This is a genomic window from Paraburkholderia sp. BL17N1 (assembly GCF_003634175.1).
Lineage (GTDB): Bacteria > Pseudomonadota > Gammaproteobacteria > Burkholderiales > Burkholderiaceae > Paraburkholderia.
Genome location: NZ_RBIW01000001.1, coordinates 852,764 through 878,263, shown reverse-complemented (window position 1 = coordinate 878,263; position 25,500 = coordinate 852,764). Strand labels below are relative to the sequence as shown.

At 62.0% G+C, this 25,500-nt stretch carries 20 protein-coding genes and 1 pseudogene; 9 read left to right on the top strand and 12 right to left on the bottom strand.

The features are described from left to right. Positions 1–10: 10 nt before the first annotated feature. The 4 genes and pseudogenes from B0G82_RS03765 to B0G82_RS03750 form a co-directional block, all read right to left on the bottom strand. Positions 11–1,427, bottom strand: a pseudogene (locus B0G82_RS03765) (IS1182 family transposase). Positions 1,428–1,548: 121 nt separating this feature from the next. Next, the gene (locus tag B0G82_RS03760) at positions 1,549–2,538 is read right to left on the bottom strand and encodes a hypothetical protein (RefSeq protein WP_147439423.1); all 990 of its coding nucleotides are present in this window, start codon (positions 2,536–2,538) and stop codon (positions 1,549–1,551) included. 869 nt (positions 2,539–3,407) lie between these two features. After that, complete coding sequence (locus B0G82_RS03755) at positions 3,408–4,577, bottom strand: IS91 family transposase (RefSeq protein ID WP_121306688.1); 1,170 nt, start codon at positions 4,575–4,577, stop codon at positions 3,408–3,410. A 15-nt stretch (positions 4,578–4,592) separates the two neighbouring features. Then, positions 4,593–5,471, bottom strand: coding sequence for a site-specific integrase (locus B0G82_RS03750; protein WP_116147360.1), 879 nt, complete (start codon positions 5,469–5,471; stop codon positions 4,593–4,595). 567 nt (positions 5,472–6,038) lie between these two features. On the opposite strand from B0G82_RS03750, the gene ltrA reads away from it, so the two are divergent. The 8 genes from ltrA (at position 6,039) to B0G82_RS03710 (ending at position 15,928) form a co-directional block, all read left to right on the top strand. After that, entirely contained in the window at positions 6,039–7,376 is a 1,338-nt protein-coding gene (ltrA, locus tag B0G82_RS03745; protein ID WP_121306687.1) for a group II intron reverse transcriptase/maturase, read from the top strand. A 1,051-nt stretch (positions 7,377–8,427) separates the two neighbouring features. After that, a complete protein-coding gene (locus B0G82_RS03740; RefSeq protein WP_121306686.1) occupies positions 8,428–8,928 on the top strand; it encodes a MaoC family dehydratase in 501 nt (166 codons plus the stop codon). Positions 8,929–9,117: 189 nt separating this feature from the next. After that, on the top strand, positions 9,118–10,503 hold the full coding sequence (locus B0G82_RS03735; protein WP_121306685.1) for an MFS transporter: 1,386 nt from the start codon (positions 9,118–9,120) through the stop codon (positions 10,501–10,503). A gap of 5 nt (positions 10,504–10,508) precedes the next feature. Continuing rightward, complete coding sequence (locus tag B0G82_RS03730) at positions 10,509–11,921, top strand: MmgE/PrpD family protein (RefSeq protein ID WP_121306684.1); 1,413 nt, start codon at positions 10,509–10,511, stop codon at positions 11,919–11,921. Between the two features lie 10 nt (positions 11,922–11,931). Beyond that, positions 11,932–13,095, top strand: a complete 1,164-nt coding sequence (locus tag B0G82_RS03725) for an acyl-CoA dehydrogenase family protein (RefSeq protein ID WP_116143002.1) — start codon at positions 11,932–11,934, stop codon at positions 13,093–13,095. Next, entirely contained in the window at positions 13,092–14,282 is a 1,191-nt protein-coding gene (locus tag B0G82_RS03720) for a CoA transferase (RefSeq protein WP_121306683.1), read from the top strand. Before B0G82_RS03725 ends, B0G82_RS03720 begins: the two co-directional genes overlap by 4 nt. A gap of 46 nt (positions 14,283–14,328) precedes the next feature. After that, positions 14,329–15,081 carry a GntR family transcriptional regulator gene (locus B0G82_RS03715; protein ID WP_106302037.1) on the top strand — a complete coding sequence of 251 codons (753 nt, stop codon included), beginning with the start codon at positions 14,329–14,331 and terminating at the stop codon, positions 15,079–15,081. A 34-nt stretch (positions 15,082–15,115) separates the two neighbouring features. Next, positions 15,116–15,928 carry a CoA ester lyase gene (locus B0G82_RS03710; protein ID WP_121306682.1) on the top strand — a complete coding sequence of 271 codons (813 nt, stop codon included), beginning with the start codon at positions 15,116–15,118 and terminating at the stop codon, positions 15,926–15,928. A 14-nt stretch (positions 15,929–15,942) separates the two neighbouring features. Here B0G82_RS03710 and B0G82_RS03705 read toward each other — a convergent pair whose 3' ends face one another. Then, positions 15,943–16,743: a hypothetical protein gene (locus B0G82_RS03705; RefSeq protein WP_121308602.1), complete on the bottom strand. Its 801-nt coding sequence runs from the start codon at positions 16,741–16,743 to the stop codon at positions 15,943–15,945. A 299-nt stretch (positions 16,744–17,042) separates the two neighbouring features. Here B0G82_RS03705 and B0G82_RS03700 point away from each other — a divergent pair, with 299 nt between their 5' ends. Further along, positions 17,043–18,692, top strand: coding sequence for a methyl-accepting chemotaxis protein (locus B0G82_RS03700; protein WP_121306681.1), 1,650 nt, complete (start codon positions 17,043–17,045; stop codon positions 18,690–18,692). Positions 18,693–18,834: 142 nt separating this feature from the next. On the opposite strand, the gene B0G82_RS03695 is transcribed toward B0G82_RS03700, so the two are convergent. From B0G82_RS03695 to B0G82_RS03670, 7 genes are all read right to left on the bottom strand, one after another. After that, on the bottom strand, positions 18,835–19,644 hold the full coding sequence (locus B0G82_RS03695; RefSeq protein WP_121306680.1) for a c-type cytochrome: 810 nt from the start codon (positions 19,642–19,644) through the stop codon (positions 18,835–18,837). Continuing rightward, entirely contained in the window at positions 19,641–21,266 is a 1,626-nt protein-coding gene (locus tag B0G82_RS03690) for a b(o/a)3-type cytochrome-c oxidase subunit 1 (RefSeq protein WP_121306679.1), read from the bottom strand. Before B0G82_RS03690 ends, B0G82_RS03695 begins: the two co-directional genes overlap by 4 nt. Then, complete coding sequence (locus B0G82_RS03685; RefSeq protein WP_106282064.1) at positions 21,253–21,825, bottom strand: cytochrome C oxidase subunit II; 573 nt, start codon at positions 21,823–21,825, stop codon at positions 21,253–21,255. Before B0G82_RS03685 ends, B0G82_RS03690 begins: the two co-directional genes overlap by 14 nt. 2 nt (positions 21,826–21,827) lie before the next feature. Next, positions 21,828–22,001 (bottom strand): hypothetical protein, encoded by a 174-nt coding sequence (locus tag B0G82_RS39980; RefSeq protein WP_181916783.1) that lies wholly within the window; start codon positions 21,999–22,001, stop codon positions 21,828–21,830. Positions 22,002–22,025: 24 nt separating this feature from the next. Continuing rightward, positions 22,026–23,402 carry a cytochrome c gene (locus B0G82_RS03680; protein WP_121306678.1) on the bottom strand — a complete coding sequence of 459 codons (1,377 nt, stop codon included), beginning with the start codon at positions 23,400–23,402 and terminating at the stop codon, positions 22,026–22,028. Next, positions 23,399–24,112 (bottom strand): c-type cytochrome, encoded by a 714-nt coding sequence (locus B0G82_RS03675; protein ID WP_106282060.1) that lies wholly within the window; start codon positions 24,110–24,112, stop codon positions 23,399–23,401. The genes B0G82_RS03680 and B0G82_RS03675 overlap by 4 nt, the downstream gene beginning before the upstream one ends. A 487-nt stretch (positions 24,113–24,599) precedes the next feature. Then, the gene (locus B0G82_RS03670) at positions 24,600–25,487 is read right to left on the bottom strand and encodes a LysR family transcriptional regulator (RefSeq protein WP_121306677.1); all 888 of its coding nucleotides are present in this window, start codon (positions 25,485–25,487) and stop codon (positions 24,600–24,602) included. Between the last annotated feature and the right edge of the window lie 13 nt (positions 25,488–25,500).

Below are 25,500 nucleotides of genomic sequence, written 5' to 3'. Positions count from 1 at the left end.
CCGTTGCCCGTCATGCGACTGCCTGGTTCATCTGCTTGCTTCCTGGCATTAGCCGCTTGGCCATTCTTCGCAGATTTTGCGCAGTCGCTGCCATCAGGAACTCATCATGGGCACCGCTTGGACCGCGCAGTCGCAGACGGTCCAGTTTCAAGATACGTTTGAGATGGGCGAAGAGCATTTCCACCTTCTTTCGCTCTCGACAAGATTGATTGTATTCAGGCGTGTTCGCAATACGTCTCGTTTTGTCACGCGCAGCTTCATGGATGCTTCGAGCAATCTTGCGGAATGGTGTATTCGGGCAGCAGCGATCCTTCATCGAACAGTTCTCACAGTCAAACTGGCTTGCCCGATAGATTATCGTGTCAGCCTTCGTGACTCGCGAGCGCGGATTTCTGAACTTGCGCCGATCACTGCGTAGTGCGTGCCCGGTGGGGCAGCGATATTCATTGGCCAGTTCATCCCATTTGAACTCGATGCTGGACAATGTATTGTCCTTGCGTGCGGTTTTATCCCAGACCGGAACATGTGGTGCAATTTCTTTCTCTTCGATCATCCAGGCAAGCATCGCCGCGGAGCCATACGCGGTGTCGCCTGCAAGACGTCGAGGTTTGAGATCATGCCGCCGCTCAACGCGGTCAATCATCGTCCTGGTTGATTCCACTTCGTGCGACCGGTTCCGCGGGCGTCGCCTCGACGTCCACGATGATCCCTGCCTGCAGGTCAATCAGATAATTGGTCGAGTAGGCGAAGAACGGCAAGCCGCCCTTCGCGGCTGTCCAGCTCGCGGCGGGATCCGTCAGAGATACCCTCTTTGGCGGCTTCGATGTCTCTGCCTTCTCCGCCACTTCGGTGCTTGCCGGATTCGCTTCTTCCAATGCTTCCAGATACTCCCGCACTGCACGGCTTTGGCCCTTGACGCAACTCCAGTCGATGGGCTCAGAACCCGGAACACCGCGTACAGAGCTCGCATCGGCTCTGATGATGCTCGCGTCAATCGCGAATCCTTCACCCTTTACGAGCCCTTCGGACATGCGTCGACCCACTGCCGACTCGAACACATGGCGTAGCACATCGCTATCGCGGAAGCGACCGTGGCGGTTCTTGGAGAATGTCGAGTGTTCCGGTACGGCGTCCTCCAGGCTCAGGCGGCAGAACAATCGATACGCCAGATTCAGATGCACCTCTTCGCATAGCCTGCGCTCTGACCGGATGCCGAAACAGTAGCCGACGATCAACATGCGGATCATGAGCTCCGGATCAACCGATGGCCGTCCCATCGGACTGTAGTACGGCGCGAGATGCCGGCGTAGATCACTCAGATCCAGGAAGTGATCAATGCCTCTCAACCGGTGCTCGCGAGGGACGTGATTATCGAGGTTGAACGAGTAGAAAAGTTTGTCCTGTCCGCTGCCCAGTTGACCCATCATGACGAATCACTCCCGTCGATCGATGTCTTCCAGGATACCGAACAATCCGCGCGTCGGCAGACTTTTTCAACACAATCAAAGCACAAACGGACATTGAGCGAACTACTCTCGCATCGCACTTCTAGCGCCTAAGGAGTTGTTCAGGCTTGTTAATGACGGAGTTGTCGCCGCCTTTGAGCTGCTCGGGCCTGTTGACGACGGAGTTGTCGCCGCCTTTGATCTGCTCAGGCCTGTTGACGACGGAGTTGTCGCCGCCTTTGAGCTGCTCAGGCCTGTTGACGACGGAGTTGTCGCCGCCCTTGAGCTGTTCAGGCCTGTTGACGACGGACATGTTTCCTCCTTTGAGTTGTTCAAGGCTATTAATGACGGAATTGTCGCCGCCTTGCATTTGCGCTAGACGATTTACTACATCCTTGCGCGAATTTTCAACACTCTGTTTGACACTTTCGGGACCATCACGCACGAACTGCTTCGTATTTTCGACAGCGTCCCGCAATGCTTCTTCGGGCACGTTCAGCCTGTTCGCGGTTTTGGCAACGTCCCAAGAAATATCGACATCCGGGCTCTTGAGCTTCTCGAAATAGGTATAAGCGTCACTAAGTTGCTGAATTTGCTTTTCGCGCCCAGGGAATGCCTTCTTGAGTTCATTAGCAGCGGCTGATGATATTTCGGCGACGGGAAAGTGGATTCGCAACACTAGCTTGGTGCTTGCGATCTGTCGCTCAGCGACGCGCATATCAAACCTAGCTATTTCTCTGAAAGCAGCATTGGTAGACGCTCTATACGCGATGACACCCTTGAAGTGGGCGAATGCTGCTGACGCCTTAACTCCAATTTCGCCGGGGGTACCCCAAAACGCAGCAAGTGCCGCTGCCATCGCCATATCCACAGTGTCTTGCGCATATTTCAATAAAGCGCGTTCACCCTCTGCAACGCTACGCGGTGGGCCCACAACCTCGATCGCTACGATGCGATTTATGAATGGCCCTCGACCATCCACATTCTCGGTGTATTCGGCCACGTCAACAGTCTTCCATACCACAGCACCATGACAAAGGTTAGCTACCAGAAAGAAGCTTGTCAGTAAGGCCAAACGAAAAAGAGCATTCATGGCAACGACTCCCCACGTGAGATCACGCTCATCGGGCACATCTAACACGGCCGTTGTCCGCCGCATCGCTTCCACACAGCCTGACAGGACTCTTTCGGGAAAAAGTACCAATCATTGGGCTGCGGGGTACGCGGAAGTGATTGTTGAGCTACCTGCAGACACCCTTTCCGGGTCATATCATCGTGCCATTCGAAAGTATTCGCTTGGCCAAGATAGTTACGGGACGCACAGCAACCGCCTATTTGGTCGTCCGGTTGCGCAACAATATTCTGCGCTACGGCTAAGAGGAATGCGGCGGCAAAAGTTCGCTCACTTAGATGGTTGATCTTCATCTGCTTAACTCCATCCTGATAAGGCCTTAACGCCACCCTTCAGTATAGACAGTACGACTTTCGCTGCGCAGAGATTGACCGCTGAGTCGACAGGGGAACGGAGATCATCCGCACACGAACGTCCCTTGTCCCGGCCGGAGCCGACCTTCAAATCTTCTTGTGAGTGCGTGCTCCAATGTCCGGAAGTGTTAAGCGTTGTTCGACGCCTGCCCATGTCTGCCACCGCGTGAGTACACGACGACGCATGCGGGCAGGCGTTGGACAACGCTCGAGGGAGGAAACCGCGGAGTGGACCAGGACGGCAGAAATTTACGCAGCTATGGGGATTTAAGTGCTCTCATGAACTGCGGAGACTCACAACCTTCAGTCGAAGCGAGGGTTTGGTGGTCACGTAAATGTTCTGCTGCATCCATGCTGCACGTCTGTAGAGGTGTCGCGAGCGCGGCAAGGTCTGCTGGTAGCGACAGGCACAAGCGTCTCCTCCCGCTCGTTGCCGAAGAGCCGACGGTCGGTCTGGACAGCCAGGGTGATTCATCTTCATACGTTGCTTCGGCAAGTGGGCGGAGCGCGAATTGGGTGGCTGCGCAGGAGGATGTCGATGATGATCATCGGCGCGCTGCAATGCCGGCAGACGAACTTCGGGGCGGGAGTGCCCGGTGACGGACCTTCGCTCACAGTAATGGAAGCTGGCACGTCTGGCAGCGCCCGTATCGCAGCCAGATTCTGCCGACGCACGGGATTGGCCAGCAGACCATAGTGGCGAATCCGATGGAAGCCGACAGGCAGTACATGCAGCAGGAAACGCCGCATGAATTCCTGTGGCTCAAGCGTCATCGTCTTCTGGCGCGTGCGGCCGTTGGCCCGGTAGTCCTTCCACCGGAAGGTCACGCCCCGGTCGTCGAGCGCGATGAGCCGCTGGTTGGAGATGGCCACGCGATGCGTGTAGCGCGACAGATACGCAAGCACCGCTTTCGGTCCCGCGAACGGGCGCTTCGCATATACGACCCATTCGCACGTACGCAGCGGCGCGAGCCACCGTGCGAAGGCAGTGGGATCGGCAAGCCCGGCGTACTCGCCAAAGAAGCGCAACTGGCCCCGGCGATGTGCATGGGTGAGCTCTTCCAGGAAGCGCCGCCGGAACAGCCGGGAGAGCACACGGACTGGCAGGAAGAAGCCGGGGCGGCAGGCGACCCACCGCTCACCGTCTGGCGCAAGGCCTCCGCCGGGAACGATGCCGTGTACGTGAGGATGGTGCGTGAGCGCCGAGCCCCAGGTGTGCAGCACGAGTGTCGCGCCGATCTGTGCGCCCAGATGCTTTGTGTCGGCGGCGATGGTTCGGAGGGTTTCGGCGGCAACATCGAACAGCAGGCCGTAGAGCACCGCCTTGTTGTACCAGGCGATCGCGCTGATCGCAGCAGGTAGCGTGAAGACCACGTGGTAATACTCAACCGGCAGCAGATCGGCCTGGCGTGCCTCGAGCCACCGGTGTGCGGCGCTCGCCTGGCACTTCGGGCAATGGCGGTTACGGCAGGAGTTGTAGGCAACCTCGATCTGTTCGCAACCGGAACACCGCAACACATGTCCACCCAGCGCCGCGCTGCGGCACTGTTCGATCGCCGACATGACCTTCAGCTGTCCCAGACTCAGCTGTACGGTCCGTCGCCACAAGGGCCCATGCGCGCGGAAGACGTCCGCGACTTCGGGCACGGCTGTGTGCCGTGTTCAGCCGTTGTTCTGAAGTTTCTCCAGCGGACTGATCACCTCGCGCAGCAGGTCGGTGGCGACCTGCGCATAGAGTGCTGTCGTCTCCAGCTTCTTGTGCCCCAGCAGGACCTGGATCACGCGGATGTCGACCTTCTGCTCCAGCAGGTGGGTCGCAAAGCTGTGACGTAGCGTATGCATCGAGACACGCTTGTCGATGTTGGCGGCCTCGGCGGCGGCATGGATGGCGCGATTGAGCTGCCGCGTGCTGAGCGGATCGACCGGATCGAGGCCCGGAAACAGCCAGCCGCGCTCCAGCATCCGGCCCTGCGCGTGCGCCACTCGCCACCAGACACGCAGGCGTTCAAGCAGCACCGGCGAGAGCATGGCGTAACGATCCTTGCGGCCCTTGCCCTGTTCAATGCGCAGGGTCATGCGCTGGCCGTCGACGTCGCCGACCTTTAACGCCACCACCTCACTGGCGCGCAAGCCGGCACCGTAGGCGACCGATAGTGCGGTCTGATGCTTCAGATTGCCGGTGGCGGCAATCAGGCGGCCCACTTCGTCCGGGCTGAGCACGACCGGCAGGACGCGAGGCACGCGCACGGGTTGCATGCGTGCCATCAGGTCGGGCTCGTGGAGCGTGATCTCGAAGAAGAACTTCAGTCCGGTGATCGCCGCGTTGAGCGACACGGGTGACACGCCGTGGTCGACCAGATGCAACTGGTAGCGCCGCAGGTCCTCGACGGTGGCGGTGTCAGGAGAGCGTCCGAGAAAACGCGTGAACTCGCGTACGACACGCAGATAACCGGCCTGCGTCTTCGGTGCGAGCTGACGCATGCGCATGTCGTCGGTCATGCGCTGGCGCAGGGGACTGATGGGCTGAGGTGTGTGGGTCATGACTCTGCTCCCGTTGAACGACGAGGCGGATTGCCTCGCCCTTCAACATGAAAACAGAGTCGGCTTCCTCTCCAGAACCACTAGCATTGGACCGAAGCCCCATACCGCGCGAGCGGTTTAGTGTACGCCCGTGATGGCGTGCTATCTGCGGGGTGTAAGTCCCCGCCGGAGTTGGCCACAGCTCCGTAGCTGAAGGTAACTGCGTCGTCGTGAGGCGGGGTGGGGAGTAACCGGATGCGAACTGTCGGTCCGTAGGTTAACGAACCTGTTTCGGCGGGGTATGGCGGCGAGCCTGCACTAAAGTGGCGAAGCCTGGAAGTAACACAGCACGCTGTCGTGGCGGATAAAGCGGTGCGGTGGCGTACCACGTGGTTGAGGACGGAACGATGGGACGGTAGCACGCAGCAAGCGGGGAGACCTGCCGGCGAGGTGAACGCTGGCAGGAGTCAGAGTCCCGATAGTACTGCACACGGAGGCGTCAAGCCGTGGAAACCTGCGTCAGAGCAAAAGGCGCACTAGGGAAGCGGGGCAGGAAAGTTGATAGCAGAAGACCGGAAGGAATCAGAGATGAAGATCGAAGCATCGCCAGTGTCGGAAACGACTAGACGAGATGCAGACGCGCTGGGAAGCTGCGTGCAGCGGAAATTCGCGTCAGCTTCAATCTGGACGGACGCTATGTTGGCTGCTCTACAAAACGGAGTTAAAGGAGGTAAATGGCACAGCCTGATTGACAAGGTGTTTCGACTGGACACGCTCGCGCTGGGATGGGTTCAGGTCGAGAAGAACGCCGGGGCGGCAGGAGTGGACCGCATGAGCGTGAAGCGATTCGCGCAGGCGCGGGACCGCTACCTCGCTGAACTGGCGCATGCATTGCAGGATGGTAGCTACCGCCCGCAGCCGGTGCGGCGCGTCTACATACCGAAAGGTAAAGGACGTCGCCCGCTCGGCATACCCGCTGTAAAGGACCGCGTTGTTCAAGCGGCCCTGAAGCTGGTGATCGAGCCGATCTTTGAGCACGAGTTCGAGCCGCGAAGCTACGGCTTCCGCCCGGGCCTGGGCTGCAAGGATGCGCTGCGCGAAGTGGACCGGCATGTGAAAGCGGGCTACTGCTGGGTGGTCGATGCCGACCTGCAAAGCTATTTCGACTCGATTCCGCACCCGCCCCTTCTTGCGAGAGTGGCCGGGCGAATCGCGGACGGCCGGGTTCTGGAACTCATCCAGTCCTTTCTCAAGCAAGACATCATGGAAGACATGACGCGTTGGACGCCCACTTCTGGGAGTCCGCAGGGGGCGGTGATCAGCCCCCTGTTGGCAAACCTCTACCTGCACGAGCTTGACGTGGAAATGCGCGCAGCCGGGCTGGTCATGGTGCGCTACGCGGATGATGCCGTGGTGCTATGCCGTACACGCGAGGAAGCGGAAGCTGCGCTCTCGCGCATGCGGACTTGGGTCGATGCGAACGGCTTGACGCTGCACCCGGACAAAACCCACGTCGGGGATTGCCGGTTGGAGGGTGAAGGGTTCGAGTTTCTGGGCTACCGGTTCGAAGCTGGCGAGCGTTGGGTGCGCAAGAAGAGTCTTATGGGGCTGCGGGACAAAATCCGCACCCTGACCAGGCGCAACAGGGGCGATTCGATCGAGGCCATCATTGCGTCGATCAACCCGATCCTGCGTGGCTGGTTCGGCTACTTCCAGCACGCCCACCGCTACACCTTCTCGTCCGTCGACGGCTTTGTTCGTCGGCGTCTGCGAGCGATCCTGCGCCGGCAGCTTCATCGTCCGGGTCAGGGTCACTGCCTTCGCGATCACACGCGATGGCCAAACGCCTTCTTCGCTAATCTTGGGCTGTTCACGATGTCCGAGGCCCTTCGATTGGCGCGCCAATCCCGATGTGGAAACAACTGACTGGAGAGCCCGTCGCGGGAAAACTGCACACCGGGTTCGGAGGGAGGGGACGGCGATCGCCGTTTCCTACCCCTATCCACTGGCCGACAGGGTGAGGTCGCCAACGGCCGCTTCAAGGTGCTCCAGTGCGCAAATCCCTGATACGGCTGACTGACCGCTTTGGACGGGATCGTCTGGCCGTAGTGGGTCGAGGCCGTGTGAAAACGCGCGCCGAATGTGGTCTCCTGAAAAATCGACCCTTCAGATCGCGCTGTATTGGCTTGGTTGCCACTTGGGAAGGGTAAAGCGACACCCGAAAACCGAGTACTTTCGCGTTTTCACACGGCCTCGGCCGATCAGGGACGGTCCAGCCCTGGAGACAGATGAGGCGTCGATCGAACGCCCCGTCCTCGATGGCGCAATATCGGACCGTTGCGCACTTGCCGGGTTTTCAGTCGTGGCAGTCTCATCAATTCCGTCTTTCCAGTCTCACTAACTCAGCCCCAGTCTCACGAAATCCGTTTACCTGCAGGATATACGACTACATGAAGACCACGTCTTACCCGGAAGCTGCATTGAAAGTGTTCGCATTTGACGCTGGAGCTACGCGACAGCGCGCGTAAACTGGGTTTGTTCCAGCGCGCTGCGCATCGACCGATAGGCCAACGTAGCGCCTCCATTCGAAGTTTACGTTTCTACCCCCCGACACCCCCTTCGCGGCGATTGAAGGGTGAAAGGCGAGATGGTTTACACAATTACAAGCCAGAACCCTTCTGATTCATCCGCACTCGCGCAGAACTGATGCAATGAACCCCGCTCAAGCAGCGGGGTTTTTTATTTGCACGTGGCTTGGTCAACTCTGACGTAGACCCGTCGCCTCCGTCCCTGACCACCTGCCAGGGATAAACCTGGTCACGAGCACTGGCGTGCCTCAGCGGCGCATTTACGCCGATTGCGCGCCGACTCCACGAATACCACCTTGACATTCCCCCCTCCGAAGACAATACTCAAACCACACTTTGTACGGACAAAGTAACAAAGACGGATAAGTTACTCGAAACAGGAGACAGGCATGGAGTCCGACGTCGCAGTCAAAAACCGCATTCGCGCCAGCTACGGCCGCTACCTCGAAGATTTTCAGGTGGGCGACATCTACGAACACCGACCCGGGCGCACTATTACCGAAGCCGACAACATCCACTTCTCGCTGCTGACGATGAACTTCCATCCGATGCACTGCGACGCCGCCTACGCCGCCAAAAGCGAGTTCGGCCGCCTGCTCGTCAATAGCGGTCTGACGGTTGCCGTGGTGCTGGGTCTGTCGGTAAACGACGTGAGCGGCAAGGCGATCGCCAACCTCGGCTGGAAAGAGATTCGTCTGACCGGCCCGGTGTTTTGCGGCGACACGATCTATGCGGAATCCGAAGTGCTCGAAAAGCGCGAGTCGAAGTCGCGTCCGGGGCAGGGCATCGTCACCGTGCAGACCCGCGCGTTCAAGCAGGACGGCGCGCCGATCATGGATTTCGTGCGCAGCGCCTTGGTGCCGGCGCGCGGGCACGGAGTGGGCGATTGATCGACGCGTTGTCCGGCGTCAACCGCCGCATGTTCGGGCCGAGGGCCCGCCCAGTCTGAGAACGACCAGCAGCAAAACAGCGCACATCTGCCAGCAAGAGCAGTCAGTGCGTGGATTCCGGCGACGTCCGAACAGGCGTCGCGATGCGGCGAGCGCCAACGCAGCCGCACGCACACCAAGGAGACAAAGGTGGCTATCGGTATTGTCAACTCGGGCGCGCGACTCGATCGCCTGCCCATCGCGTCCTTTCACTGGAAGGTTCTCGGGCTCATCAGCGCGGGCGCCTTTCTCGACGCCTTCGACATCTATCTCGCGGCCGGCGCGCTCGGCGCGATGGTGAAGGCGGGCTTCTCGGATCTGAAGCTGAACGCGCTTTTCATCTCGGTGACCTTTCTCGGCATGCTGATCGGCGCGGGTTTTGCCGGCTATCTGGGCGACCGCTTCGGCCGCCGCTCGTCATATCAGACGAACCTGCTGATCTTCGGGCTCGCGTCGATTGCCGCGTGCTTCGTGCCGAATATGATGTGGCTGATCGTGCTGCGGCTGATCATGGGCGTCGGCCTCGGCGCCGAACTGGTGGTCGCGGCAGGCACTCTGTGTGAATTCATCCCGCCCGCATCACGCGGACGCTGGACCGCCTTACTCGCCCTCATCATCAATTCCGGATTGCTGGTGTCGACGGCGGTGGGTTACGTCGTGATTCCGCATCTCGGCTGGCGCTATATGTTCGCCATTGCCGGGGTCGGCGCGATCATCGTGTGGGTGCTGCGGCATCGGATGCCGGAGTCACCGCGCTGGCTCGAATCGGTTGGACGCAGTGAAGAAGCTGAGGCGACCGTCTCCGCTATCGAGCACGAGGTGCAGCGTCAGCGAGGTCCGTTGCCGCCTGTCGAACGCACCGAAAGTCTCGAAGTGCCGAAAGCCCCATTTTCCGCATTGTTCTCGCACGCCATGTTCGGCCGCACGCTGGTCGCGATTCTCACTGCAGTCGCCGTGAATATTTCGGTGTACGGTTTTGTTGCATGGCTGCCGACCTTCTTCGTCAAGGAAGGCCTCACCATTGTCCAATCGCTAGGCTTCACGACGCTGATGGCGTTCGGCGCGCCGGGCGGCGCACTGGTCGGCTTCTTCTGCGCGGACCGCATCGGACGGGCGCGCGGCCTTGTGATCTTCGCGATCGCCACGATCGTGGTCGGCTTCATCTATCCGAACATGCATACGGGGTGGGCGATCAGCAGCGTCGGCTTCGTGTTGATCACCTGCATCTATACGGTCACCACGCTGGGCTTGTTCGCCTACATCCCGGAACTGTTTCCGACTGAACTGCGCCTGCGCGGCACCGGCACGGCGGGTGTCTGCGGCCGGGCTGCCTCCATGAGCACGCCGTATCTGGCGGTGCTGCTCTACAACTCGTTCGGCGTGTCCGGCGTGCTGGCCATGGTGAGCAGCGTCCTCGCGTTGCTGGTGTTCGGGATTCTGCTGCTGCGTGTGGAAACCAACCAGCATGCGCTCGAGCGGATCTCGCCGAGCCTCGACACCGACTCTGATTCGCTACCCGCTACCCAGCAAGGTTAAAGCTCATGACTTCACTCGATTCCTCCGTCACGCTGTCCGATCAATACGCCCGCTTCGGCCTGGGCCTGCAATTGAGCGATGTACCGCGCGCCGTGCAAACCCGCGCGAAGCACCTGATTCTCGACGCCGTCGGCATTGCATTCGCGTCGCGCGGTTATCCATATGCGGATGTTTCGCTTGCCGCGTTCTCAGAGCTTGGCAGCGGCGCTTCACCGGTCATCGGCTATGGCCGGCGACTCGCCTTGCGCGATTCCGCGATGATGAACGGCGTGCTGATTCACGGTCTCGACTTCGACGACACGCATTCACGCGGCGTCATTCACTCGACCACCAGCGCATTGCCCTGCGTGCTCGCGCTTGCCGACCGCGACGGCGTGAGCGGCGCGGACCTGCTGGCTGCATACATCGTCGCCATGGAAGTGTCGACGCGTGTGGCATCGGCGGCGAAGGGCGGGTTTCACGACGCCGGGTTCCATCCGACGGGTCTGGTCGGCGCATTCGGCTGCGCGGTCGCCGCATCCAGATTGCTGCAACTCGACGAGGCCCGCGTGGCGAACGCACAAGGCATCGTTCTTTCGATGGCCGCTGGCAGCCTCGAATTCCTCGAAGACGGCGCGTGGACCAAGCGCGCTCATCCTGGTTTCGCGGCGGCCTCGGCCATTACAGCGGCGACGCTCGCGAAGCACGGTTTCACCGGCCCGCGTCTGGCCTATGAAGGACGCTTCGGCCTCTACGCCAGCCACCTCGGCAAGCCGCTCGACGCGGCCGATCGTGAACTCGCCACAGAAGGCCTCGGCAGTACCTGGCAGATCGACGAAGTGGCGATCAAACCGCTACCGGCATGCCACTTCACGCATGCAGTCGCCGACGCGGCGATCGCACTCAATCGTGAACATCGCTTCTCGGCGAATTCGCTCGACTCGATCAAACGCGTGATCGCCAAAGTGCCGCGCGGCACGGTGGAAATCGTGTGCGAACCGGTCGACGCAAAGCGCAAACCGGTCACGGCCTACGACGCGCAATTCAGCGTGCCGTACATCGTCGCCACCGCTTTGCTCAAAGGCCGCTTCACGCTCGACGAACTCGAACCGGCCGCGCTCGCCGACCCCGCGGTGCTCGCACTTGCCGCAAAAGTCGACTATGAAATCGACCCCGACACGACCTTCCCGCGCCACTACACCGGCGAAGTCGTGGTGGAGCGCAGCGACGGCTCGCGCGTCGCGCATCGCGAGGCGATCAATCGCGGCTGCGCGGACCGGCCCGTGAGCAACGACGACATCGTCGCCAAGTTCTACGCGAACGCGCAGCGTAGCGTCTCGCGCGGTGCCGCCGAACAGATCGCCCAAGCCGTATTGCAACTCGACGAACAGCCGGCCCGCACGCTCGCCGATACGCTTGCCGGACACACTGCATCCTAAGGACGTCATCATGACCGCAACAGAACTCGACACGCTGGAAAACGATCAACTGATTCTCGACATGCTGGACCGCTTTCTCGAAACCGAGGTGCGTCCTTACGTTCACCAACTCGATCACGACGATATCTATCCAGCGGAGATCGTCGAGAAGATGAAGGAGATGGGTCTGTTCGGCTGCATCATCGATCCCGAGTATGGCGGGCTGGGTCTGTCGACTCGGACCTACGCGCAGATCGTCGCGCGCATCTCGCGGGTGTGGATGTCGGTGAGCGGCATCATCAATTCGCATCTGATTCTCGCCATGCTGGTGCAACGCAACGGCACGCCCGAGCAGAAGAGCAAATATCTGCCGAAGTTCGCCACTGGCGAATGGCGCGGCGGCATCGGCCTCACCGAGCCCGATTGCGGCACCGATCTGCAAGCCATTCGCACGACCGCCAAACGCGTCGGCGACGAATACATCGTGAACGGCAACAAGACGTGGATCACCAACAGCAAGCACGGCAACACGCTGGCGCTGCTGGTGAAGACGGATACGACGGCGCAGCCGCGTCACCGAGGGATGAGTTTGTTGCTGGCGCAGAAAGGACCGGGATTCGAGGTTAGCCGTCAACTCGAAAAGCTCGGCTACAAAGGGATCGATACGTGCGAGTTGTCGTTCAACGACTACCACGTGTCCACGGATGCGCTGATTGGCGGCGTGGAAGGAAAGGGTCTGCAGCAGATACTCGGCGGCCTCGAACTCGGCCGTATCAATGTCGCGGCGCGCGGCGTCGGCGTCGCGCAAGCCGCGCTCGACGAATCGGTCAGCTATTCGCAGCAGCGCAAAACCTTCGGCAAACCCATCTGCGAACACCAGGCGATCCAGCTGAAGCTCGGCGAAATGGCCACGCGCGTCGAAGCCGGTCGCTTACTGGTGGACGCCGCCGCGAAGAAGTATGACCGCGGCGAGCGCTGCGACATGGAAGCGGGCATGGCGAAATACTTCGCCACCGAAGCCGCATTGGAAAACAGCATCGAGGCCATGCGCATTCACGGCGCGTACGGCTATTCGAAGGAATACAACGTCGAGCGCCTGTATCGCGACGCGCCGCTCCTCACGATCGGTGAAGGCACCAACGAGATGCAACGCATCATCATCGCCAAGCAATTGATCGAACGGAGCCCGGTATGAGTCTGCCTCTTTCAGGCGTGCGCGTGCTCGCCATCGAACAATATGGCGCCGGGCCTTTCGCTACTCAACATCTCGCGGACCTTGGCGCGGAGATCATCAAGATCGAGCATCCGAGCAATGGCGGCGACGTCGGCCGCGCGGTGGGCCCGTATTTCTTCGGCGAGGGCGATAGCCATTTCTTCGAGGCGTTCAATCGCAACAAGTGCAGTCTCACGCTCGACCTGAAGAAGCCCGAAGCGCGCGCGGTGCTGCTGGACCTCGTCGCGAAGAGCGACGCCGTGTTCAACAATTTGCGCGGCGATCTGCCGGCGAAACTCGGGCTCACTTACGCGCAACTTTGCGAGGCGAATCCGAAGATCGTGTGCGGGCATCTGTCCGCTTATGGACGAACTGGCAGCCGCGCGGCATGGCCGGGCTACGACTATCTGATGCAAGCCGAGGCGGGCTATCTGTCAGTCACCGGCGAGCCTGATAGTCCGCCGGCGCGCTTCGGCCTGTCGATCATCGATCTGATGACCGGCACGACCGCGGCGATGGCACTGCTCGCCGGCCTCGTCGATGCGAAGACGTCGGGCAAAGGGCGCGACATCGACGTAAGTCTCTTCGACGTCGCGCTGCATAACCTCGCCTATGTCGCGACGTGGTATCTGAACGGCGGCGTGGTGACGGGGCGCGAGAACCGCTCGTCGCACCCGTCGCTTACGCCGAGCCAGTTGTACAAGACGCGGGACGGCTGGATCTTCCTGATGTGCAACAAGGAGAAGTTCTGGGGCGTTCTCGCCGAAGTGATCGACAAGCCGTCGTGGGTGACCGATCCGCGCTTTTGCAACTTCCAGGCGCGTCTCGCGAATCGCGATCTGGTGCAAACCGAACTCGACGCAGTGCTTTCGACGGCGACCACGGCGCAATGGCTCGAACGCTTCGGCGGCCGCGTGCCGGCCGCGCCGGTGTTCAATGTCAAGGAGGCGCTGGAGAATCCCTTCGTCGCCGAACGCGAATGCGTGGTGGATGCCCAGCATCCGCGCTTCGGCAAGGTGCGCGGCGTGGCCGCGCCGGTGCGGATCGACGAGCCGCTGCCGACGCGCGCCGCACCGGATCTCGGGCAGGACACGCAGCGTCTGCTCGACGAACTGGGCTACGGCGCGGAAAGGATCGCTTTGCTGAGGGAGGCGGGTGTGGTGCAATAAGGCCGGGCGGGCAACCGTCCGCCCTCTCACTTTTTTGCACATCCAGATGGCCACGACAGTCCTTGGGCAACAGCCGCGCTATATGCAACTGGCACAGACGCTCCTGAACGAGATTCAGGGCGGGCAGTTTCCCATCGGCACGTTGCTGCCGACCGAGTTCGAACTGTGCGAGCAGTTCGGCGCGAGCCGCTTCACCGTGCGGCAGGCGATCAAGCAATTGGAGCAGCGCGGTCTGGTGGACCGGCGGCCCGGCATCGGCACGCGCGTGAAAGCCACGCAGAGCGAGACCGCGTACCGTCAGGTGATGGAGCGCCTGAGCGATCTGCACCGTTATACGACCGATACGGAGTTGGAGATCGCGTCGACGCAGACTGTCGAGATCGACGATCCGGACTTGATCGAACGGCTCGGCGCGAAGCCGGGCGAAACCTGGTTGCTGGCCGAGGGCATTCGTCTGTCGCCGGAGAGTGTCGAGCCGATCTGCCACACCGAGGTGTATATCCACCCGGCGTTTCGCTCGTTGACGGGCCTGAGCGGCCGGACGCACGTGCCGATCTACACGATGATCGAAAAGCAGTTCGGTGAGCAGATCACCGAAGTGCAGCAGGAAATCCGCGCGGTCGCGCTGCCGGCGAAGCTGGCGCAGCGTTTGAACGCGAAGCCGCGTTCGCCGGCTCTGTGGTTATGCCGGCGCTATCTGAACCGGCGCGCGCAGGTGGTCGAGCTGACGATCAGCGTGCATCCGGCGGATCGCTACAGTTATTCCGAAACGTTTCAACGCGACTGGCACGCGAACTAGCAACATCGCGACGCGTGCCGTTCAGGAGAAGAACATGGACGCACGCAGTTATCTGTTCGTGCCGGGCGACCGCCCCGAGCGCTTCAGCAAGGCCCTCGACACCGGCGCCGACGCGGTGGTGATCGATCTCGAAGACGCCGTAGCCCCGGCGGCCAAGCAAGCTGCGCGCGAAGGCCTGCAACGCTGGCTATCGACGGCGGACCTTACACGGCTGATCGTGCGCGTGAATGCGGTGGACACGCCGTGGCATGTGGAGGACCTGGACATGGTGCGCGCGTCCGGCATTTCCACGATGATGCTGCCGAAGTCGGACAGCGCGAGGCAACTCGCCGATGTCGCCGCACGGCTGCCATCGCAGATGCGCATCGTGGCGTTGATCGAAACCGTAGCCGGCGTAGTGGCGATGCGGGAAATTGCCGCCTCGCCGTCGGTCATGCGGCTCGCTTTCGGCACGGTGGACTTTTGCGGCGATGCCGGCATCGAAGGGCTTGGCGTGGAACTGAACTACGTGCGCTCGCAGATGGTCATCGAATCGCGCTATGCGGGTCTGCCCGCGCCGATCGACGGTGTGACGCTGGAACTCGACGATCTCGCGCGCCTGACGGGGCATGTGGCCACTGCGCGGCGCTTCGGCTTCGGCGGCAAGCTGTGCATTCATCCGCGACAGGTGGATCCGGTCAACAGCGGCTTCGCACCGAGCGAAGACGAGCGGCGCTGGGCATCGCGCGTTCTAGCCGCTTCTCGCGAGCATCCGCAAGGCGCGTTCGCGGTGGATGGCAAACTGGTGGACCGGCCGGTCATCGAACGGGCGCGGCGGATTGCGGAGTTCGACGCGCTCGTCCCGTGACGCCCGCGCGACGCTCACCGCCTCAAATGATCCAGCGCGTCTCTCAACGGTGCACTGGAAATGACGATCGGCCCCGTAAACGGCGTATCCAGATCCACAATCACGTAGATCGCCGAAGCAATCGACACCGCGCCCAGCGAAATCGTGACCAATGCCAACGCATTGCGCGGCGCGATCAGGCCGAAACTCAGAAAGATCACACCCAGCCAGAACGTCAATGTCTTGAGAAAAGGCTGGGAAATCGAACTGTGCGCTTCCTCGATGAGCTTCCACCGCGCATCCACGACACGCCGGTATTGCTTCAGCCCGTCATCGAGCGCGCGCTGCCGTAACGGGTCGGGCGTCCGTAGCGCCCGCAACTCCCGGCCCACGGCGCTCAGCATGTCGCCGAGCCGCACGCTTTCCAGTTTCTGCGAGTTGTTTTGCGACCCTATGTCTTTCGGATAGTCGCCAGTGGGCGGCGTTTCGGCAGGCCACGTCGATGCGATCGCCGCGGCGGTGTACTGGCGCAACAAATGCCGGGCCGGTTCGGTTTGCGTGCCGTAGTCGCGCAGGGTGGTGTCGAACTCGATCAGATCGGCCGCGTAGGCGCGCAAATCGTTCGAGGCGGTGTCGAAGCTGGATTTCGCGGACGCCGTCATCAAGCCGAGTACCAGCGCGGCGAACGTCACCAGCATGCCGATCACCAGCTGGATCAACTGCACCGTCTCGTGCGCCTTGTGCTCTTCGGGCAGGAGGGGGCGCACGCACACCCCGGCTGCGGTCACGAGGAGCAGAAGAACAAAAACCACCACCGCCGAGCCTATTTCCGACATCGCCGTGCTCCGTGGATACATCCCGCCACTTTCCATCAAGCGCCGCCCAGCGAGAACCCGGGTAGTCCCGCAATGCCCCGTGCGAATCGCCCTTCATATGCACCCGTATGTTGATGTAGCGTAAGCCCATGCGCCAGCCACCATAAAGTTTTTCGAGATTGAGCCGTAGTCCTTATATGTGGCGTTCGCTTAAATTTAGACAAGAGTTGCGGACCTGGCCGAACGGGCTTGGGGCGCAGCACGCGTGGCCGAGGCATCTACTGAACATTCGGTCAGGCAGCCCAACGGAGACAAGCCCGATGTTAAAAAATCTGTCGATTCGCACCTGCCTCACCCTGATGATCGTGTTCTTCGGCGTCGTGCTGCTGTTCGGCGCCGCCGCCGGCTTGCTGTCGCTGCGTTCGAGCAATGCTTCGCTGCAGCAGATGTACACCGTGGACACGCCCGCTGTCGCCGACCTGGAAGGCAGCGCCGGGCAGTTGTTGCGCCTGCGTCTCGCGCTGGCGACATACGCATCGCTGGTCGACCTGAACGATCAGGACGGTGCGAATGCCGTGCTCAAGCGTTTTGATCAATACCAGAAAGCCTCCAACGACCGGCTTGCCCACTATTTGAGCCGCGCGAGCACGGACGCCGACGAACAACGCCTCATCAAGGACATGCAGGACAAGCGCGACACCTTCCTGCACGAAGGCGTCGATCCGGCGCTCGCCGCGCTCAAATCCGGCGACAAGACGACCTTCCAGCAATTGCAGGCGCACAAGCTGCCGTCGCTCTACAGCGCGTACGAAAAGGCGATGCTCACGCTCGAACAGTTGCAACTCGATCACGGTGCACAACGCTATCAGGATGCGCAGGATCTGTTCTACGCGATCTGCGTTGCAGTGGCGATCGGCATGGCGGCATCGCTGCTGGGTGCATGGATCGGCCGCGCGGTGCTGGTGCGTGCCATTGTCCGTCCGGTCGACGCCACCATCGCCCAGTTTCAGCGCATCGCCAATGGCGACCTGACCGGCCAGATCGTCGTGGGCAGCCATAACGAAATGGGCCGTCTCGCGGCCGCGCTGCGCAAGATGCAGGAATCGCTGATCGCGACGGTGAACTCGGTGCGGCAAGGCACGGAATCCATCGACACCGGCGTGAGCGAGATTGCCGCAGGCAATACCGATCTGTCGCAACGTACCGAGGAACAGGCCGCGTCGCTCGAAGAAACGGCGGCGAGCATCGAACAGCTCACCTCGACGGTCAAGCAGACGGCGGACAACGCGAAGCAGGCCAGCTCGCTCGCGCAGGGCGCGTCCACGCTGGCCGCGCAAGGCGGCGATCTGACGGAGCAGGTGGTGGGCACGATGCACGGCATCGTCGACGATTCGCGACGGATTGCCGACATTGTCGGCGTGATCGAAGGGATCGCGTTTCAGACCAATATTCTGGCGCTGAACGCCGCGGTTGAAGCTGCGCGCGCCGGCGAGCAGGGGCGCGGCTTCGCGGTGGTGGCGAGCGAGGTGCGCTCGCTCGCGCAACGCAGCGCGGCGGCAGCCAAGGAGATCAAGGGCTTGATAGACGAATCGACGGCGCGCGTGCAGGCCGGCTCGCAACTGGTGCAACGCTCGGGTTCGACGATGACCGAGATCGTCGGCGCGATTGCGCGCGTGAGTTCGATCATGGGTGAAATCGCGGCGGCTGCTCTCGAGCAAAGCACGGGCATCGATCAGGTCAATCTCGCGGTCGCGCAGATGGACGAGGTGACGCAGCAGAACGCCGCGTTGGTCGAGCAGGCAGCGGCTGCCGCGAGTTCGCTGGAAGAGCAGGCGCGGCGGTTGACGTCGGCTGTGTCGGTGTTCCAGACCGGCAGCGGTGCGGTGTCTTCGTCTTCGTTTGCCGGGCGGCGCGGCAGTTCGGCTGCTACGCCGAACACGGCCGGTGCAGGCGAACTTGCGACGGCGTAGCATCAGCGGTTACTTTACGCCGCGGTCTGTTGAGTCTTCCGGACAAGCCGCACCGGGGATGGCGACGGCTCAAGGTCGGTGGTGGTGACGCGACGGCGCGCGCAGTCTTAGCGACACAACGCGTCGCGCGGACAAGCGGCCGTTACTGCATGGCCGCATAATATTTCGCCACGCTGTCGATCTCCGCGGGCGTCATTTGGCGCGCCACGTTGCGCATCTGTTCATTGATGTCGTTGCGCCGCGCGCCGGAAGCAAAGGCGCGCATCTGCGCGGCGAGATAAATCGACGACTGCCCGCCAAGCCACGGCGCCGCGCCCTTGCGATCGAGTTGTCCATGACACGCGGCGCACGGCGCGATATTGCGCTGCGGATCGCCCTGCATGGCGAGTTTCACCGCGTTCGCATCCGGTCCGACGCCAGTGGGCAGGGTTTCCGCCGCGGGCCCTCTCGGCAGCGACGCGTAGTAAGCCGCCAGATCGTGCAGATCCTGATCGCTGCGCGCGGCGATGATCGGTTGCATGATCGCGTTCTGGCGCACGCCGTTCTGGTAGTCGCGCAATTCCTTGTAGACCACATCGGCATATTGGCCGGCCAACGCCGGCGCGGTCACCTGCACCGTGCCAAGTACGCCGTGGCACATCGAGCAATTCTGTGTCGCGATCGTCGCGCCACGGCCGATCGAATTCGCGTCGGCCCGCACGCGCCGCAACGGCGGCAGGACCACGACGTCGCTAGGCGCCGGGCCGGCGAGATTGCTGCCGCCATACCAGCTCGACGGCGCACCCGCGGCGCTGCAGATCGTCGCCCACAAGCCGCGATCGCCGAACGACTGGCTTGCCGATGGCAGCCAGATGAAGCCGATCAGTATTCCCACGATAGCAATCGCAATCGTGCCGCCCACGCTCACGGTGAACCATGGGTTGCGCAAGCTGAAGACGCGTTCCTGATTCATCGCTGCGCTCCGACGACGACTGCCGGCACGGAGGTCTGCGGCAATCTGAGCAACTGCACGATCGGCACGCTGTAGTTGACGACCGTGAGTCCGATCATCAACGCCACCCACAAGCCGAAGCTATTGAGCGCGGCCGGTACACGGTCCACCGGTTGAGCCGCGCTCGCAAAGCGGAAGACCTGCTGCTGAACCAGTGGACCGAATTGCGACTTCACGAGGATGTAGATGAACAGCACGCCGGACGCCACGAGGATCAATCCGCCCACCGCCGACATGCCGACCCAGAACGCCTGCGACTGCAAGCCGAGAGCGTTGTAATCGTAGTAGGCCATGCGGCGCGGCGCGCCGAGCAGGCCGACGTAATGCCACGGCAGCGTCACCACCATCATGCCGATAAACCACAGCCACAGTTGCGTGCGCACCAGCTTCACCGACGCGATCGCGCGGCCGGTCAGTTGCGGCCACAGCTCATAGGCAATCGCGAAGTACATGATGACGATCGCGCCGCCGAAAATCAGATGAAAGTGCCCGGTCACCCACTGCGTGTTGTGCACGGTCGAGTTCAACTGATAGCTCATGTTGATCAGCCCGCCCGCGCCGCCGAGACCGAGCATCACGAATGAAAACGCGATCACGAGCATCATGGGGTTCTGCCAGGGCAAGGCGGTCAGCCAGCCGAATGCGCCCTTGCCGCCGCGCAGTCTGCCGGCGATTTCAACCGACGCGCAAATCGTGAACACCGTCAGCAGTGTCGGCACCGACACCATGCCGGTGAACACGGCATGCAGGAATTTGAAGCCGGAGCCGACCTGCGGATCGACGAACAGATGGTGGATGCCGATCGGCATGGCGAAGACGAGGAACAGGATGAACGACACGCGCGCCATCGAATCGCTGTAGAGCCGTCCGCCGATCGCGCGCGGCACCAGCGTGTAGTAGGCGATATAGGCGGGAATCAGCCAGAAGTAGACGATCGCGTGCAGCGTCCATGAGAACAGGATGCGCGAGAGGCCGGCGTCGATCGTGTTGGTCAGGCCGAATGCGACCGGCAGGATCTGGAACAGGATCTCCAGCGCCGCGCCGACGGCGGTCCATGCCCACAGATACGCACCCGCCACGTTGGCGAACATCGCGAGCGGCACCGGCTTGCCAGGATTGGCGCGTTTCCAGATGCGCAGATTCACATGCATCAGCGCGACCCAGATCCACGAGCCGACCACCACCAGCACCACGCCGAGATAATAGAACGGGCTGCCGATCATCGGCGGATAGAAGGTGTAGAGCACCGAAGCCTGGCCGAGCGCCACCGGCACCATCGCCATCACTGCGCCGACGGCCAGCATGATGAACGCGGCCCACGCCCATTTGAGACCGACGAGACGTTGCGCGAGAGCCAGCTCGACGATCGCGTAGCCGAAGCCCATCGACACGAGGGTGGGCATCACGTAGGCCATCACCGAACCGTGCGCGGTCACCGAGCGATAGTAGAGCTCGGGGTCGCCGACCCACGGCAGGAACGGGCTGCGCACCAGCATCTGCCAGGCGCCGAGCAGCAGCGCGATTAGAAACGCAATGAAGGCGAGCCAGAAATGCGCGAGAACGAGTCGCTTAGCGTGAAACACAGCTCAGCCTCCGTGATTGTCGGGCCTGCTCGAAGAAGGTGGCTTTGTCGATGACTTTCACATGTGCCCACATGGTCTGATGGCCGAAGCCGCAGAACTCGTGGCACGGCATGGTGTGATCGGCGGGCGCGTCGAAACGCGTGTTGAGCGTGGCGACGTAGCCGGGCACGACCATCGTGTTGATGTTGGTGTCGGTGACGAGCAGGCCGTGCACGACGTCGGCGCTGGTGGTGCGGATCGTGATCGGCGTGTCGGCGGGCACCAGCAGGCATTGCGGCGTGAACGAATACTGCTGCGCGATAAAGCGCACGACCACCGAGCCGTCCGGCTCGACCGCGCTGCCGAGATTGTCTTCGACGAATTCGCCGGACAGTTGCAGGCGCGACGGATCGATCGTTTCGACGCGCGAGGGCGGCATCATTGCCCAATGCAGCCCGGAGAACACGATGACGGCTAGCATCAGCACGATCAGCGCGACGGCGAAAATCGCCCAGCGTCGTTCGGCGCGTAAGGCTACCGCGTGGCCGCCGCCCGGTTGATGATTGGAATCGGTCGACATGATCAGTGAACGACGCCGCGCGGCAGAAACACGACGAAGTAGAAGCCGAACCAGATCGCCATGACGATCAGCGTGGCCACACCGGCCACGGCGATCGCGCCATGCGGGCCGGCCGCGACGACGCGTTCCACTTCGCTATCGGTTGGCGGCGCGCTGCGGGTATCGTTCGCTTCCATCTAAAGGTTCTCCAATGCAGCGCATCAATGCAGCGGCGCGTTGCGCAACTCGTTGACCTGGCGGGACGTCACGGGCTGGCCGTGATTGCCCCACGCAGTGCGGATATAGGTGACCACGGCGGCGGCGTCGGTGTCGTTCAGTTCCTGCCCGAAAGGCGGCATGCCGTACGGTTCCGGATTGCGCATGGTGCCTGGCGGGAATCCACCGTTCAGCACAATGCGGATCGGATTGACCGCGGAGTCCATTTCGATCGACTGGTTGCCGGCGAGCGGCGGGTAATGCTGCAGTTTCCCTTCGCCTTTCGCGCCGTGGCAGAGCGCGCACTTGTCGGCATAGATCTTTTCGCCGAGCGCGAACACGTTGGTATTGGTAGGCGCCGACGGCCCCGACTTGCGGCCGCTCTTGTCCGGCAAGGTCTTCAGATAAACGGCCATCGCCTTGACGTCTTCTTCGGTCATGTACTGAAGGCTGTGGTACGTGACTTCGGCCATTGGCCCGTACACGGCGCCGCGATCGGAAATGCCCGCTTGCAGCAGATCGACGATGTCCTTGATGCTCCAGTCGCCGAGGCCGCCGTCCTTGTCCGAGGTCAGCGACGGCGCGTACCAGTTCTGCACCGGAATCAGTCCACCCGCGAACTGCTCGCTTTGCGACGATCCGCCGAGCATGTTGATCTTGGTGTGGCACATCGTGCAGTGCCCGAGACCTTCGACCAGATACGCGCCGCGGTTCCATTCGACCGATCTGGTCGGATCGGGCTGGAACTCGCCCTCGCGGAAATACAGCGTACGCCAGCCATAGAGCAGCTTGCGCTGGTTGAACGGGAAGCGCAGCGTGTGCTTGCGGTTCGGTTCGCGGACCGGGGTGACCGTCTTCAGAAACGCGAAGATCGCGTCCGAGTCTTCACGCGTCACCTTGGTGTATTGCGCGATCGGCATGGCCGGGTAGATCAGCGTGCCGTCCGGCGTGCGGCCGGTGCGCATCATCTTGAAGAAGGCATCCTGACTCCACGTGCCGATGCCGAACTGGGCGTCCGGCGTGATGTTCGGCGAATACAGCGTGCCGAACGGCGTTTCCATCGCGAGGCCGCCGGCAAACAGTTTGCCGCGCGGCGCCGTGTGACAGGCGACGCAGTCGCCGGCGCGCGCGAGATACTCGCCGCGTTTGACGATGTCGGGGCGCGTGTCGGCGGCCGGCGCGGATGCCGTGGCGGTCTCGGCGGCGCGGGCTTCGGCGATCAGCAGGGGCGTAGGCGACGCACGCAGAAGCGCGGCGCTACCGGCCACGATCAGCCCGCCAACCAGCAGACCGGACACGAGCGATGCGGGTGCGCCACGGCGCTTCATCACGGCAATCAAAGCGGCGCGCAAAGTGCCCGGAGAGCGGAAGGTCGGCTTCATTGCGGTTGGCTCCCGCAGGCGAGAGGCAGCCGTTCCGCGGACGCCGGTGCGGGCCGCGGATCGGCCGGACGCGGCTGGCGCGCAAGCCAGCTCGATACCGCGGTGATGTCTTTGTCGGTCAGCTTGACCGCGATCGAATGCATGCAGTCCGGCGCCAACGCGTGCCGCGTGCCCGAGCGCCAGGTGCCCATCTGTCCGGCGATATAACTCGCGTGCAGACCGAGCAAGCCGGGAATACCAGGTTGCGTGCCGGTCATGCGCGCGCCATGGCACGCAATGCATGCCGGTATCTTGCGGGCCGGATCGCCCTGCGTGACGAGGCGCCGTCCGGCGGCGAGCACGGCAGGCGCAACGTTGCTTTGATCGGCATTGGGGTAGGGCGGCTGCAGATCGGCGAAATACTGGCTGATCTTGCGAAGGTAGTCGTCGGGCAGGAACGCGAGCAGATAGCCCATTGGCGGATAGGTGCGGCCGCCGTCGCGGAACGCGGTCAACTGATTGAACAGATAGTCGGCCGGTTTGCCGGCAATGCGCGGAAAGTAATCGTTGTTCAGGCCTTGGCCCTGCACGCCATGACACGAGGTGCAGGCACGCACACGCTCGTCCATGGCCGATGGCATGGCGCCGGACGCGTCGGCGGCGAATGCCACGCCGCTCCACATGACGTAAAGCGCAAACAGAACCGACGATCCGATAGTTCGACGATGCACGCCAGGCCTCGATTGGGGAATTCTTTGTTCTCGATTATCTCTCGCGCATTCGCACGTGGATTCGCATGCGAAGCCGACAGATGATCTATGTCCACTCTGCCGATATTTTTCTTGTATAGCGACTGCAAGAACAGCAAATCGAAACGGACTTGTTCTGGACGGCGAGTGATGATTCGCTACGGCGATGCGATTGCTTTATATAAACAACGATCTGCCTGAATGCGCCGGTGGGTGGCGGCTTTCGGGCTGCGGGAATTAACGCTTGAAACGTTCAGCAGCGTGTATGAGGTTGCAGGATTTCGGTCGACGCGTCAATAGCAAACACAAGCTCGTTCGACGGGATACCTGATCATGATAGGCGTCGATTAGAGGGCTTTCAACATTTCCCGCGCGGTTCGCCTCGTCCGCCGACGTTATCGCGTGAATGTGATTGTTTGATGATGAGGCACGAGCGTCTGCGAGACGGCGTGAGCCCATCATCCATGAGTCAACTGAAAAGTGCCTTCAAGGCCGCGCGAGCATTGCTGACGAGTTCGCTTTCGCCTATTCGCCCAGGCAACAGATGAAACTCGACGGCGGGCAATGCGGGCAAGCCCACGCTCGCCGGACATGCCACGACGCCGCCGCCAATCGACGATTCGTTCAGGCAGGAAATGCCGAGCCCGGCCTTCAGCGCGAGTTGCAAACCGGCCACGCCCGATGCGGAGTGCGACACCACGTACGGCACCTTGTGCTCGTCCAGCAGCTTCACGACGAAGCGCTGCAACTGGCAGCTCGACGGCAGCAATACGAGTGAATAGGGCGTGGCCGGCCGCGGACCTGAATCGGCCGCGCTGACCCACAGCAGTTTCTCGCGCCGCACAACCGTGCTTTGCGCGCCGGCGCGCCGGCCCGCGGCGCGCGTGTTGTCCGCCACGAGCCGCAGTGAGAGTCCGATGTCGAACGACGCATCGTCGCCCGCATTGCTGTCGATCACCGCGCTTGGCTGCACGGTGACGTGCAGCTTCAGGCGCGGGTGCTGTTCCGAGAACGTTTTGAGAATGCGCGCGATGTCGTGCGGACGGTAGTAGTCCGTGATGGCGATACGCAATTCGCCGTCGAGCGAGCGGCCTTGCAGGTCTTCGAACGCGGCTTCGCTCATGGCGATGATGCGCCGCGCGTGGTCGAGCAGCCGGCTGCCGGCCGGCGTGGCGCTCACGCCCTGCTTGCTGCGCACGAACAGCGGCTGGCCGGCGCGCTCCTCGAGTTTCTTCAACTGCTCGCTCACGGACGACTGCGACAGGAATACCCGCTCCGCGCCCGCCGAAACGCTGCCCGATTCGGCGACGGCGACGAAGGTCCGCAACTGCGTCAGGTCAAATCCACGTTGGCTCATGATTCGGCATATC

Bases quoted from the DNA above. Each gene is read 5' to 3' on its own strand.
- B0G82_RS03760 (WP_147439423.1), bottom strand. From the start codon at position 2,538: ATGAATGCTCTTTTTCGTTTGGCCTTACTGACAAGCTTCTTTCTGGTA.
- B0G82_RS03750 (WP_116147360.1), bottom strand. From the start codon at position 5,471: ATGACCCACACACCTCAGCCCATCAGTCCCCTGCGCCAGCGCATGACC.
- ltrA (WP_121306687.1), top strand. From the start codon at position 6,039: ATGAAGATCGAAGCATCGCCAGTGTCGGAAACGACTAGACGAGATGCA.
- B0G82_RS03740 (WP_121306686.1), top strand. From the start codon at position 8,428: ATGGAGTCCGACGTCGCAGTCAAAAACCGCATTCGCGCCAGCTACGGC.
- B0G82_RS03730 (WP_121306684.1), top strand. From the start codon at position 10,509: ATGACTTCACTCGATTCCTCCGTCACGCTGTCCGATCAATACGCCCGC.
- B0G82_RS03725 (WP_116143002.1), top strand. From the start codon at position 11,932: ATGACCGCAACAGAACTCGACACGCTGGAAAACGATCAACTGATTCTC.
- B0G82_RS03720 (WP_121306683.1), top strand. From the start codon at position 13,092: ATGAGTCTGCCTCTTTCAGGCGTGCGCGTGCTCGCCATCGAACAATAT.
- B0G82_RS03715 (WP_106302037.1), top strand. From the start codon at position 14,329: ATGGCCACGACAGTCCTTGGGCAACAGCCGCGCTATATGCAACTGGCA.
- B0G82_RS03710 (WP_121306682.1), top strand. From the start codon at position 15,116: ATGGACGCACGCAGTTATCTGTTCGTGCCGGGCGACCGCCCCGAGCGC.
- B0G82_RS03705 (WP_121308602.1), bottom strand. From the start codon at position 16,743: ATGTCGGAAATAGGCTCGGCGGTGGTGGTTTTTGTTCTTCTGCTCCTC.
- B0G82_RS03700 (WP_121306681.1), top strand. From the start codon at position 17,043: ATGTTAAAAAATCTGTCGATTCGCACCTGCCTCACCCTGATGATCGTG.
- B0G82_RS03695 (WP_121306680.1), bottom strand. From the start codon at position 19,644: ATGAATCAGGAACGCGTCTTCAGCTTGCGCAACCCATGGTTCACCGTG.
- B0G82_RS03685 (WP_106282064.1), bottom strand. From the start codon at position 21,825: ATGTCGACCGATTCCAATCATCAACCGGGCGGCGGCCACGCGGTAGCC.
- B0G82_RS39980 (WP_181916783.1), bottom strand. From the start codon at position 22,001: ATGGAAGCGAACGATACCCGCAGCGCGCCGCCAACCGATAGCGAAGTG.
- B0G82_RS03680 (WP_121306678.1), bottom strand. From the start codon at position 23,402: ATGAAGCCGACCTTCCGCTCTCCGGGCACTTTGCGCGCCGCTTTGATT.
- B0G82_RS03670 (WP_121306677.1), bottom strand. From the start codon at position 25,487: ATGAGCCAACGTGGATTTGACCTGACGCAGTTGCGGACCTTCGTCGCC.